The 13,442-nt window shown below is 32.3% G+C and carries 11 protein-coding genes and 1 tRNA gene; 9 read left to right on the top strand and 3 right to left on the bottom strand.

Translation table 11 applies throughout. The annotated features are described in order from the left end of the window. Window positions 1-67: 67 nt before the first annotated feature. From MN187_RS06205 to MN187_RS06170, 8 genes are all read left to right on the top strand, one after another. Entirely contained in the window at window positions 68-1,246 is a 1,179-nt protein-coding gene (locus MN187_RS06205) for an ATP-grasp domain-containing protein (RefSeq protein WP_117972967.1), read from the top strand. Further along, window positions 1,233-1,859, top strand: coding sequence for a GntR family transcriptional regulator (locus tag MN187_RS06200; RefSeq protein WP_158559434.1), 627 nt, complete (start codon window positions 1,233-1,235; stop codon window positions 1,857-1,859). The genes MN187_RS06205 and MN187_RS06200 overlap by 14 nt, the downstream gene beginning before the upstream one ends. 12 nt (window positions 1,860-1,871) lie before the next feature. Then, window positions 1,872-2,789, top strand: a complete 918-nt coding sequence (locus tag MN187_RS06195; RefSeq protein ID WP_242093614.1) for an aldo/keto reductase — start codon at window positions 1,872-1,874, stop codon at window positions 2,787-2,789. 622 nt (window positions 2,790-3,411) lie between these two features. Beyond that, window positions 3,412-4,389 (top strand): GMP reductase, encoded by a 978-nt coding sequence (gene guaC / locus MN187_RS06190; RefSeq protein WP_242093612.1) that lies wholly within the window; start codon window positions 3,412-3,414, stop codon window positions 4,387-4,389. Between the two features lie 143 nt (window positions 4,390-4,532). Further along, a complete protein-coding gene (locus tag MN187_RS06185) occupies window positions 4,533-6,263 on the top strand; it encodes an ABC transporter ATP-binding protein (protein ID WP_242093610.1) in 1,731 nt (576 codons plus the stop codon). Beyond that, complete coding sequence (locus MN187_RS06180) at window positions 6,256-8,031, top strand: ABC transporter ATP-binding protein (protein ID WP_305853356.1); 1,776 nt, start codon at window positions 6,256-6,258, stop codon at window positions 8,029-8,031. Before MN187_RS06185 ends, MN187_RS06180 begins: the two co-directional genes overlap by 8 nt. Window positions 8,032-8,257: 226 nt before the next feature. Beyond that, complete coding sequence (locus MN187_RS06175) at window positions 8,258-8,947, top strand: response regulator transcription factor (protein WP_117972960.1); 690 nt, start codon at window positions 8,258-8,260, stop codon at window positions 8,945-8,947. Then, window positions 8,947-10,467, top strand: a complete 1,521-nt coding sequence (locus MN187_RS06170; protein ID WP_117972959.1) for a HAMP domain-containing sensor histidine kinase — start codon at window positions 8,947-8,949, stop codon at window positions 10,465-10,467. The genes MN187_RS06175 and MN187_RS06170 overlap by 1 nt, the downstream gene beginning before the upstream one ends. A gap of 74 nt (window positions 10,468-10,541) precedes the next feature. On the opposite strand, the gene MN187_RS06165 is transcribed toward MN187_RS06170, so the two are convergent. From MN187_RS06165 to MN187_RS06155, 3 genes are all read right to left on the bottom strand, one after another. Continuing rightward, window positions 10,542-11,048 carry a thioredoxin domain-containing protein gene (locus MN187_RS06165; RefSeq protein WP_117972958.1) on the bottom strand — a complete coding sequence of 169 codons (507 nt, stop codon included), beginning with the start codon at window positions 11,046-11,048 and terminating at the stop codon, window positions 10,542-10,544. Between the two features lie 17 nt (window positions 11,049-11,065). Further along, the gene (clpP, locus tag MN187_RS06160) at window positions 11,066-11,659 is read right to left on the bottom strand and encodes an ATP-dependent Clp endopeptidase proteolytic subunit ClpP (RefSeq protein ID WP_117972957.1); all 594 of its coding nucleotides are present in this window, start codon (window positions 11,657-11,659) and stop codon (window positions 11,066-11,068) included. A 180-nt stretch (window positions 11,660-11,839) separates the two neighbouring features. After that, window positions 11,840-11,911 (bottom strand) — tRNA-Arg (locus MN187_RS06155). Between the two features lie 62 nt (window positions 11,912-11,973). Between MN187_RS06155 and rpoN the strand changes: the two genes are divergently transcribed. Then, on the top strand, window positions 11,974-13,317 hold the full coding sequence (gene rpoN / locus MN187_RS06150; protein WP_242093605.1) for an RNA polymerase factor sigma-54: 1,344 nt from the start codon (window positions 11,974-11,976) through the stop codon (window positions 13,315-13,317). Window positions 13,318-13,442: the final 125 nt, after the last annotated feature.

Below are 13,442 nucleotides of genomic sequence, written 5' to 3'. Positions count from 1 at the left end.
TTTTAACCTTTACACATACCCGATAGATTGATACTATTAAAGTGTTTTAAAAGAAAAGGCGAAGGTAGTGAAAGATTTGTCGGAAAGAATTTTACCTGGTAGCACAATAGGTATAATTGGCGGAGGCATTGTATCCTATCAATTAGTATTGTCTGCTAAAAAAATGAGGTATAAAGTAGCTGTTTTATCAGAGTCTCAAAATTGTATAGCAGGAAAAACAGCCGACATACATTTCGTTTGTAATATAAACGATGAAGTTAGTTTATTGAAATTAGCTGAAGTATCTGATGTCGTAACGGTTATTACAGAAACATTAGATAAAAATACTTATAAATATTTAGCAGAAAAAACTTTTTTTTCTCAAAATATGTATGCTCATTCTATTGTTAAAAATCGTTATTTACAAAAGCAATTTTTAGATAGTCATTCAATTAATATAACACCATATGAATCGGCTGTTGTCGTCTCTGATGTTTATGATGCAGCAGAAAGGATAGGGTACCCTTGTATTATTAAACAAGAAAATCGTCAATTATATGGTTGGGATAATAATTTGATTATTCATAGTGCTTTTGAAATTAATCAAACCGTACCTTTGATTCAACAGGGTCTCTGTGTTGTGGAATCCTATATTGAAAAGCAAAGTGAATGGGAAATTACGCTATGCCTAAATGACGAGGGATATTACACTATATTTCCTCCTATTAGGATAGAAGCGACAAACATTGGTGAATTACCTTATATTGAATCGTTTGAAGAATGGGAAGATTTAAAGAAGGATACAGTAAACCAAATGGAATTAATTACTAAAGTAATTGCTTCTGAATTAGGCGTATCTGGCACGGTTAAAGTGTCTTATTTTTTAACGAATGAAGACAATTTATATGTTAATAATATCTATACGTTTCCAAGAGAACATGATATTTTGACGATTCATTCATGTAGCTTATCTGTATTTGATTTACATATAAAAAGTATTTGTAATTTTTCTCTGCCTGCTGTGAGGCAATTAGCGCCAACCTATTTATTACCGTTATATAAGGGAGAAAAAGAAGCGCTCTATAATTTAATGGAAAAGAAAAATAAATGGCAATTTTTTCTTAATGATGGTTTTAGACATACTCAACAAGAAGGCTTTGCTCAAGTTTTTCCAATTAATAAGCAAGAAAGTTTACAAGAAATAAAATATGCAGGATTGATAAGTGATTCTGTTGAGATTCAGGATGGTCAGAGTGAAAAAAGGTAAAACGCAAAAATTAGTTTATGATTATGTCAAAAAGCAAATTGAAACTGATACGTGGTTGAATGGATATCATATTATTGAGCAAGATTTAGCCAATGATTTAAAAGTTAGTCGAACGCCGATTCGATCGGCAATTGATCAATTAATTGATGAAAACTATTTAAAAAAAGAAGCCAATCGGGGTGTCATAGTAAAAAAAGAAAGAATAAGCAATAAAGAATTTACGGAACGAACCCAATTGATTGAGTTGCTTTGTTCCCATTATCTGTTTCAGTTACAAATTAAAGAATATTTAATCGATGATCAGTCATTTTTATCTATGGAAGAATTAAATAAACCATCATCAAATAAAGAATATTATTATGATTTATTTTGGCAACAATTTTTATCACCCTTAAATAATGAGTTAATGAAATCGACTATTTTAACACAGATAACTTCTATAAAATTAGTCGAATTTCCCAATGTTTCCATTAATTTTTTGTATGATGAAACACATAAATTAAGTAAAAAATTATCAAGGTTATTATTAGAAAAAAATTATGAAGTAGCTAGAAAAGAAATTCGTGTTTATATCAATCGTTTGAATTTAGAGCTAATCGATCAACAAATATAAGGAGGTTGTATTATGAAAAAAATTCAAATTGGAACGTCATCAATCGAGGCGTCCCAACTTGCACTAGGATGTATGAGAATGGCAGGTTTATCAACCGAAAAAGCAAAAGAAGTGGTAACAGCATCAATGGAAGTTGGAATAAACTTTTTTGATCATGCAGATATTTACGGTGATGGAGAGTCTGAACGTCTTTTTGGTGAAGTCATCAAGGGCTTAAATGTATCAAGAGACCAATTTTATCTTCAATCAAAATGCGGTATTAGAAAAGGGTACTATGATTTTTCAAAAGAGCACATTATCTCATCAGTTGAAGGAAGTTTGCAACGTTTACAGACAGATTACCTTGACGTATTAGCACTACATCGTCCAGATGCGTTGATGGAACCTGATGAGATTTCTGAAGCTTTTTATGAATTAAAAAAATCGGGTAAAGTCCGTTTCTTTGGGGTGAGCAACTTTGCACCAAGCACGGTAGAATTGTTACAACAATCATTATCGGATAAATTGATAGTTAATCAATTACAATTTGGTTTACAACATGCTGGGATGGTGTCAACCAATATGAATGTTAATATGGAAAATGAAACAGGCATTAATCGTGATGGCTCAGTATTAGATTATATGAGACTAAAACAACTAACTGTACAAGCTTGGTCTCCTTATCAGTTTGGTTACTTCGAAGGAGTATTTATTAATCATCCAGACTTTAAAGAGTTAAATAACTGTTTACAAAATATTGCTAATCGCTATCAAGTGACACCAACTGTGATTGCCACTTCATGGATTAATCGACACCCAGCTAATATTCAAACAATCGTTGGTAGTATGAATCCAGAAAGAATTAAGGAAATATCGCAATCAACTGGTGTTGAATTAACACGTCAAGAATGGTATGAATTATATCAAGCATCAGGCTTTGAATTATTATAGTAGTTTTTTGCAAAAATTGGAGCCATTTTTTTATGGAATGTATTGTTAACGTTGGTGTTGATATTCATCTCGTTTTCGTTAATTTTATTTAAATTATTACAAGTAGTCGATATTCAATCACTCATAACAGGGATTAATCAAGGAATTAATATGGCTGGTTCTTCTTTTGGAGAGTGTTTATTTCTAGTTTTATTTCTTATATTAATAGTTTGGTCATTATAGCAACAGCAACAATCATGTTAAAAGAGAATAGTTTGACTTTTTTCTGTTCATAGGATTAGTAATGATACAATCTGCTGTTTCTAGTATGCTGTCATTTATCCTATTAGTATTAAAATTTTTCTATAACAGGGGTTTTGATCATGAATAACTTAATTATAGTTATAGTGACAGGTATTTTGATTTTGATGTCGCTTCGATTTATGAAGACTCAAAATTTGTAATATTTATAAAAGACGAACAATAATATTATAAAAAGCAAGAACTTTAATGAAAGTTCTTGCTTTTTTTTAAAATATGGTGTAGATTATCAAAGGAATAAGAAACGATATATTATTATTTTTAAATAATTATTCGTCTTTTTATTCCAAATATCACATTTTGACTCTCTAGGAGGATGGAAATGAAGATTTTTGATTATGAAGACGTTCAATTAGTGCCAAACAAGTGTATTGTTAACAGTCGTTCGGAATGTGACACGACAGTCACTCTGGGTGGAAAACAATTTAAAATGCCAGTTGTACCAGCTAATATGCAGACTATTATTGATGAGTCAATTGCTGAATATTTAGCTTCAAATGGATATTTCTATATTATGCATCGTTTCAATGAACAAGCGAGAAAACAATTTATTAAAGATATGCATGATAAAGACTTATTTGCCTCAATTAGTGTAGGGGTTAAAGCAGCTGAGTATGATTTTGTTAATGAATTAAAAGAAGAAAATGTAGTCCCTGAATATGTTACCATTGACATTGCGCATGGTCATTCTGATTCAGTAATTAATATGATTAAACACTTAAAGAAACAATTACCAGAAACATTTGTCATTGCGGGAAATGTTGGAACGCCTGAAGCAGTGAGAGAATTAGAAAATGCTGGAGCTGATGCCACAAAAGTTGGGATTGGACCTGGCAAAGTGTGTATTACTAAATTAAAAACAGGATTTGGTACTGGTGGTTGGCAACTTTCAGCATTAAGACGATGCAGTAAAGCTGCTAGAAAACCATTGATCGCAGATGGTGGTATTAGAACACATGGTGATATTGCGAAGTCTATTCGCTTTGGAGCAACTATGGTTATGATAGGTTCATTATTTGCTGGACATGAAGAGTCACCGGGTGAGATGAAAGAAGAAGATGGCGTATTGTATAAAGAATATTTCGGAAGTGCTTCTGAATTTCAAAAAGGTGAACATAAAAATGTTGAAGGCAAAAAAATCTGGACACCATTTAAGGGAAAATTAGAAGATACATTAAACGAAATGCAGCAAGATTTGCAATCGTCTATTTCTTATGCTGGTGGAAAAGATGTTGAAGCCATTCGCAAAGTAGATTATGTGATTGTTAAGAATTCTATTTTTAACGGTGATATATTCTAAACTATTTATTAAATAGAAAAACTACTAAGCATAAATGAATTGGCTTGGTAGTTTTTATTTTATGGCAGTAAATAAAACATAATAGTAGCTGTCATCTTTTTATTGATGTATGATAAGTTCTGAAAGTAAAGAGGAGGGACAATATGGGGATTTTAATAACGAAATTAAAACAAAATAAATCTCTTGTCGGATTGTCTTTATTTATGACTGTAATCATGGTGGCATCGCAATTGTGGCAACCAAAATTATTACAGAAAATAATGAATTCAATTATGACTGAAGATCAAGGGGAGTTAAAAAAAGTTGGAACAATGTTGATTATTGTCGCGCTACTTGGTCTAGTTGCCGGGATACTTAATACGATTTTTTCAGCAAGACTCTCTCAAGAAGTTGCATCTGATATTCGTTCAGATGGGTTTAAAAAAGTACAAGAGTTCTCATTTGAAAATATTGAAACATTTTCTACGAGTAATTTGGTTATTCGTTTAACCAATGACATTACCCAAATTCAAAATGTCGTTATGATGATGTTTCAAAGCATCTTTAGAATTCCTATTATGTTTATAGGAAGTTTTATTTTAGCTATGATGACTTTACCAAAATTATGGTGGATTATTATACTATTAGTTGTGTTAGTGGTGCTAACAGTGATGATTGTGTTTAGTATGATGGGGAGACATTTTGCTAAAATTCAACATTATCTTGAAAAAAGTAATGGGATAGCTAAGGAAAACTTAGCAGGTATGAGAGTAGTGAAATCTTTTGTACAAGAAAAAAATCAAATTAGCAAATTTTCAGCTGTATCAGAAAAATTAACCAAACACACGATATCTGTTGGAAATTTATTTTCTATTATGATTCCAAGTTTTATGTTAATTTCAAATTTGGCTATTGTTATGTCGATTTATTTTACAGCGACTATTGCCAAAACAGATATTGAAGCAATTAGTGCCGTGGTATCCTTTATGAATTATTTAATGCAAATCATGATGAGTATCATTATAGGTGGAATGATGTTGATGATGGCAAGTCGTGGGATGGTATCCATTAAACGATTAAACGACATATTGGAAACAAAACCAACTTTGACTTACTTACCTGAAAATGAATCAACGCCCATTCAATCAGGGTCAGTTGTTTTTGATGATGTAAGCTTTACTTATGCAGGAGACGATTCACCTACGTTAAAAAATGTATCGTTTCATGTGGATAATGGCATGTCAGTTGGGATTGTTGGCGCAACAGGTTCTGGAAAATCAACACTCGCACAACTGATTGCCAGAATGTATGATCCAACAAACGGTGTCATTGATGTTGGTGGGGCAAATCTTAAAGACGTTAGTAAAGAAGAGTTAAGAAAATCCATCGCAATTGTGTTGCAACGTGCTATTTTATTTTCTGGAACAATAGGAGATAATATTCGTCACGGGGCAAAGAATGCTGATGAAAAAGAGTTATACCGTGCTTCGTCAATCGCTCAAGCGTATGAATTTATTGAACGACAAATGGATGGATTTGATAGTCGCGTGGAAGAACGAGGCTCAAATTTTTCAGGTGGTCAGAAACAACGTTTGTCAATTTCTAGAGGAGTAATTGGTGATCCTAAAGTCTTGATTTTAGACGACAGCACCAGTGCACTAGATGCTAAAAGTGAAAAACTCGTAAAAGAAGCGTTAGCTAATGAGTTAAACGATACAACCGTTTTTATCATTGCTCAAAAGATTTCATCTGTTGTGCAAGCTGATACTATTTTAGTGCTAGATGAAGGAAAACTAGTTGCCAAAGGAACGCATCAAGAGTTATTAAAAACCAGTGATGTGTACCAAGAAATTTATGAGACACAAAAATCAAAGGAGGTCGAGGAAATTGACTAAAGAAAAACCAAGTGTATTGAGTTTCTTTTGGAATTATCTAAAAGTGTATAAAGTGAAATTTTTTATTATTATTGTCGCCATCATTTTCTCGACTTACTTGCAAGTAAAAGCACCACAGTATACCGGTAAAGCAATTGAAGAATTAGCCAAGTATGCTGGAGCGTACCTATCTGTTGGGTATGCTGATAAATCACCTTTTACTAGTGTGATCAAGTTATTGGTTGGATTGTATGTATTAAATGCTATTTCCATGTTTATCCAAAACATTTTAATGTCACGAGTAACTGGACAGTCTACAAATAAAATGAGAATTGGCTTATTTAGAAAACTACAAACGATGACTATTCGTTTTTTTGATACACATCAGCATGGGGATATATTGAGTCGTTTTACGAGTGATTTGGATAATATTTCAAACACAATGAACCAAGCGTTGATTCAAGTATTAACCAATGTATCCATGCTAATTGGTGTGACATTTATGATGTTTCGTGAAAATGTGACAATGTCATGGGTTACACTAGCCATGTCTCCTATTGCCATTATTTTTGCGATGGTTATTATTAAACAAGCCGAGAAAAAAGTTGGAATTCAACAAGAAAGTATCGGGCGTTTGAATGGCTACATTGACGAAAAAATTTCTGGTCAAAAAGTGATTATCACAAACGGACTAGAAGAAGAAACCATTGAAGGATTTGAAAAAGTGAATAATGAAGTGAAGGAAGCAACCTTTAAAGGTCAAGTTTATTCAGGGTTACTGTTTCCAACGATGCAAGGTATTTCTTTATTAAACACTGCGATTGTTATTTTTGCCGGTGGATGGTTAGTGAATAGTGGGAGTATTGAAAAAGCAGCAGGTTTGGGTTTGATTGTCACATTCATCCAGTATTCACAACAATTTTATATGCCACTAACACAAATATCATCTCAATTTAGTATGCTACAATTAGCTTTTACAGGAGCGAAACGATTGAATCAAGTCTTTGCTCAACCAGATGAACCAGATGATAAAAATGTAGAAAAATTAACAGGATTAGAGAAGAATGTCACGCTGTCTCATGTTGATTTTTCTTATGAAGAGGATCGACCTATATTAAAAGATATTTCGATTGAAGCCAAAAAAGGACAAATGGTCGCTTTAGTTGGCCCAACAGGTTCTGGTAAAACAACTGTCATGAATTTATTAAATCGATTTTATGATGTCAATTCAGGTAATATCACGATTGATGGTAGAGATATTAGAGCTGTGACGTTAGATAGTTTGCGTTCTCATATTGGGATTGTATTACAGGATTCTATTCTTTTTTCTGGAACAATTCGTGAAAATATTGTTTTTGGAAAGCCAGATGCGACAGATGAAGAAGTTGTTTCAGCTGCTAAGCAAGCGAATATTCATGATTTCATTGTATCACTTGAAGATGGATATAATACAATTGTTAGTGATGAAAATAGTATTTTCAGTGTTGGTCAGAAGCAATTAATCAGTATTGCTAGAACAATTATTACCAATCCAGATTTATTAATATTAGATGAGGCAACAAGTAATGTTGATACTGTGACAGAAAGTCGTATTCAACAAGCAATGGAAACAATTATTAGTGGTAGAACAAGTTTTGTCATTGCTCATCGCTTAAAGACAATTCTTGATGCAGATTTTATCGTGGTATTAAATCAAGGAGAAATCATTGAATCGGGTACACATGATTCTTTAATAGCTCAAAAAGGATTTTATGCAGAATTATATCAAAATCAATTTGTTTTCGAGTGAAAAACAAAGAGGTTGTCTATGACAATCCTCTTTTTTATTTGATTTCTAGTTCAATTAACATATTAATTTTGTTAAATTAAATTATAATAAGACCCGTCTATCCTGTAAAGATAAGACTTTAAGTAAATTTTTGAAATAATTATAATAGATTTTTAATTAAAATATCGTTATAATAATTAAGACTGTGAAGAAATCTATTAGTTTAATGAGAAAGGCATGTGTATTTATGTCAAATAAAATATTAATTATTGAAGATGAAAAAAACTTGGCTCGTTTTGTAGAGTTAGAGTTAAAGCATGAAAAATATGAGACAGAGGTCCATTATAATGGTCGTACTGGTTTAGAAGCAGCATTATCACAAGAGTGGGATGCGATTCTACTTGATTTAATGTTACCTGAATTAAATGGTTTAGAGGTGTGTCGTCGTATTCGTCAAGTAAAAAATACGCCTATTATTATGATGACAGCAAGAGATTCAGTGATTGATCGTGTGTCTGGTTTAGACCATGGAGCAGATGATTATATTGTAAAACCGTTTGCTATTGAAGAACTGCTCGCACGATTACGTGCATTACTTCGCCGAATTGATATTGAGGGAGATAAAAATGTCGCGAAACAAACGACTTTATCTTATCGGAATTTAACCATTGAAAAGGAAAATCGCGTAGTTCGCCGTGGTGATGAAATTATTGAGTTAACTAAACGTGAATATGAGTTATTACTTATTTTGATGGAAAATGTTAATGTCGTGCTTTCTAGAGATGTACTATTAAATAAAGTATGGGGCTATGAAATAGAAGTTGAAACAAATGTTGTTGATGTGTATATTCGTTATTTACGTAATAAAATTGATGTTCCAGGAGAAGATAGTTATATCCAAACGGTTCGTGGAACTGGGTATGTAATGAGATCGTGATGAATCAATTTAAAAGTAAGATGAATTGGCCTCAAAAATTTTCTTGGAAATCTATCACATTAAAATGGACGATACTAACATCGTTGGTCATCTCTATTTTGTTTACGCTTTTTGCCATTATCTCTTATCAAATTAGTACACGATTAATGGTCGAACAAGAAGAGGTGACGTTTAATCGAACGTTATCTGAAGTTACCACTCGTTTATCAAGAGGAGTAGAATCGCTAAGTTTTAATAGCTCTGTTTTTTATTTAAAAGAATCAACTGGCGAATATGTGGGAGATAGTTACTATGGTGTTAATACACTAGAATCCAGTATGATGAATTTAAATAGTTTTATGTCAGAACTATCTAGACCTGAAATGGATTTAAAAGTATACAACGTTGAGGGTGATTTGGTTTTTGAAACAAAAAATCGCTTTGTTCCATTTGATAAAGAATCACAATCAGAAACGGTTATAAAAACTTATGAGTATGTGACTGGATTAGTTCTATTAAAACCAGTTCATTCTGATCAAACTGGTAAGCTGATTGGTTACGCACAAGGTTTTTATGACTTAGGATTTTATTATAAGTTTAGAAAAGAACTATTACAGAATTTAATTATGATAGGTATATGTGGATTACTTGTTAGTGTCATTGTGAGTTTTCTCTTATCAACTTACTTTACAAGTCCTTTAAGAAAAATGGTAAAAACATTAAATAATATTGAAACAGCTCATAAAACAGGTCTTAGAATGCCTGTTCCTAAATCAAATGATGAGATTTATGATTTAGCTATGGCATTTAACGACATGATTGAGCGTATGGAGCGTTTTATTACCCAACAGCAACAGTTTGTTGAAGATGTATCGCATGAGCTGAGAACGCCTGTTGCGGTCATTGAAGGGCATATGAATTTATTGAATCGTTGGGGAAAAGATGATCCAGAAGTGTTAGAAGAATCTTTAAGTGCCTCGTTGCAAGAAATCACACGTATGAAAAGCTTGGTTCAAGAGATGCTTGATTTATCTCGTGCAGAACAATCGGACTTTCATTATAAAAATGAAACATGTATGGCAAAAGAAACCATTCAAACAACAGTTAGTAACTTTCAAATGTTATATCCAGATTTTGTATTTAATTTAGATGACGATGATTTAGATCACTCGGTTGAAATTAAAATGTATCGTAATCACTTTGAACAAATTTTAATTATTTTAATGGACAATGCCGTAAAGTATTCTAGAGATAGAAAAGAAGTGATTATTTCAGCATCGAAGTCTTATCAATCGGTTGATGTGATGATTCAGGATTTTGGTGAAGGTATTTCAGAAGAGGAGATTGAAAAAGTATTTAATCGATTTTACCGGGTAGATAAAGCAAGAGCTCGTCATACTGGTGGTAATGGATTAGGGCTGTCTATTGCACAACAATTAATCGAAAATTATCATGGTACGATAAATGTAAAAAGCCATGTAGATTTAGGAACAGCTTTTTATGTGTCTATTCCTTATGTGACAGAAGAAACGACTAATTAATTGAATCAAAAATATAATAGAATAAAAAAACGTATCAAGCGTAGAGTTAGATGACTCGTACTTGATACGTTTTTTTAATTGAATAACGCTAAAAAATCATCATTTGAAATCTTTTGGTCAAAATCAATATCGCCCATAATTAAAGTAGGAACAAAACGAATAGAGGCTTGTTCTGCTTCTTTTACAATACTATCTAACACTACATCATTTGATTGCTTTACAAGTCCTAAAGTTTCTTCAGCAAAATGAGTTACCTCTTCAGCAGAATATAAACGACCCCACTCATTTTGAGTATCATATATCTTTGTAATAATCTCAAGAGCTCGTTCATCCATTGGGACGTACTGATGCATAACATTACCCAGTATTAGACTAGGCGATGTTTTATTAAAAAGTTTGATGACATAATGAAGATTATGTTTAGATACCTCATCTGTTATTAAGTCTAACTTTTCATTCCACCATTGACGGCAGTATGGACAACGAAGATTAACAAATTCAATTAATGTATATGGTGCTTCCTTTTGCCCAATCTTTATTCCGTTTGTAGTGGTGACTTTTGATGTGTCGATTTGTGTCATAGGTAGGATTCATCTCCTTATTTTAAAGCGGCACTGTTTACCATTACTTCATCAATGAGGCCATATTTTTTAGCATCTTCAGCTGACATGAAATTATCTCGATCAGTATCTTGTTCGATAATTTCAATTGGTTGACCAGTATTTTCAGCTAAAATTTTATTTAATCTTTCTCTTGTATTCAGAATATGGCGAGCTGCAATTTCAATTTCTGTTGCTTGACCTTGTGCTCCTCCAAGCGGCTGATGAATCATAATTTCAGCATTTGGTAAAGCAAATCGTTTTCCTTTTGTTCCAGATGATAATAAGAAACTTCCCATTGATGCAGCCATACCTAATACGATAGTTTGAATATCAGACTTAACGAAATTCATTGTGTCATAAATGGCAAGACCTGCTGAAACACTTCCACCTGGCGAGTTGATGTAAAGATAAATATCTTTTTCAGGATCTTGGGCATCTAAAAATAATAATTGTGCAATGACACTATTTGCAACGTTATCGTCAATAGGGCCACTTAACATAATGATACGATCTTTAAGTAAACGTGAATAAATATCATAGGCACGTTCTCCTCTAGCAGATTGTTCGATAACTGTTGGTATTAAATTCATATAAATTCCTCCTAATAGTAACGCTACTAGCCATATTTTAACATATTCTTTTTATTCTACCTAGAATTTAGCGTCATTTTAGTCAAAAAAGGTCAAAAGAATAAAAAGTAAATAAAAAGGACCTACGTCCTTCAAAATAGTATGATAAAATATGATATACTTCTTTTAAAAAGAAAGTAACACGCCCTAAGGGAATCGAACCCCCGTCTCAAGAACCGGAATCTTGCGTGATATCCACTACACTAAGGGCGCATCTACTTTTATTAGTTTACCAAAAAAAACATAAATAGCAAGATGAAAAGGAGGAAAAGCTGATGAAAATGTCGCAACATGTTAGACAGGGTCAAAGCCAAGTTCAGACTCAAAAATTAGCCATGACCCAACAATTACAACAATCCATTAAGATACTGCAGTATGGTACAGAAGACTTACTTTCTTTTTTAAATGACAAAATGTTAGAGAATCCGCTGATTGATGTATCCGTTTTCGAGATGGATGATCAATACTTAGTGCCTAAAGATTATGATGTGTCAAAAAGTGATAGAAAAACGGATTGGATAAATCAGATTCCAGAAACGACCCAATCATTGTTCCATTATTTGATTGAACAAATCCATTTGAATTATCGAGATACAGCGTTGAGAAGTCTTAGTTTATTTCTTGTTGAGTTTATTGATACAAATGGGTATTTAACAATTTCAATAGAGGAAGCGATGAAGTTAAAGCAAGTGACTTATATAGAAGTGCTAGATGCATTGACACTTATTCAGATGCTTGAACCCGCTGGTGTTGGTGCTAGAAATCTACAAGAATGTCTTATGTTACAAATAGAAAGAGATGACAATGCTCCTAACCAAGCTTACTTAGTATTGGAAGAATATTTTGATGAATTAGCCAATAGAAAATGGCAAAAGATTGAAAAAAAGTTAGGGATTTCATTAGTGGCGATTCAAGAAATTTTTGACTATATTCAAAAATTACATCCAAATCCAGGATCACTGTTTCATTCAGACGAAGATAATATTATTTACCCAGATTTAGAAGTCAAAGTAGATAGAACAGATAATTCCATTTCTATTGTATCTACTAAAGTAGGAAAGCCAAATATTAGCTTTCAAACAACGTATTTTGAAAAAATGTCTCATCAAGGTGGAGACGAAGTCAAAAAATATTTAAATGATAAAAAAAGTGAATTTGAATGGTTAAAAAAATCATTGGAGCAACGTGGAAATACAATTTTACGAGTAGGAGAAGAAATTGTTAAAAAACAATCAGCGTTCTTTATAGAATCTGACCACCCACTTACTCCCATGAAGTTGAAAAGTGTGGCAGAGGAACTATCGCTTCATGAATCAACTATTAGTCGAGCTGTTAATGGAAAATATTTAACAACAGATTTTGGTGTATTTGAACTAAGAAGTTTTTTTTCAACAGGATTAGAACAAAAAAATTCAAACGAAGTGATTGGTACAAATAATGTTAAACAGTTAATTGAAATAATTATTAAAGAAGAAAATAAAGCCAAACCATTATCTGATCAAAAAATTGTTGATTTATTAAAAGAAAAAAATATTCAAATTTCTCGAAGAACAGTCGCTAAATACCGTGAGGAATTAGGAATTCAGTCATCTTCTATGCGAAAAAGATTTGATAATTAAGAGAAAGTTTGAGTATCAGACTTGTATTATTCACCAAGACTTGTTATTATAAGCGTGTAAGGGTTGGACAAAATAAAAGTTATTTTGACTCAACCCTATCAAAATACAATACGTGGGTCAAAAAA

It is taken from the genome of Vagococcus sp. CY52-2, assembly GCF_022655055.1.
GTDB lineage: Bacteria > Bacillota > Bacilli > Lactobacillales > Vagococcaceae > Vagococcus.
This window is presented reverse-complemented; position numbering and strand designations above follow the sequence as displayed.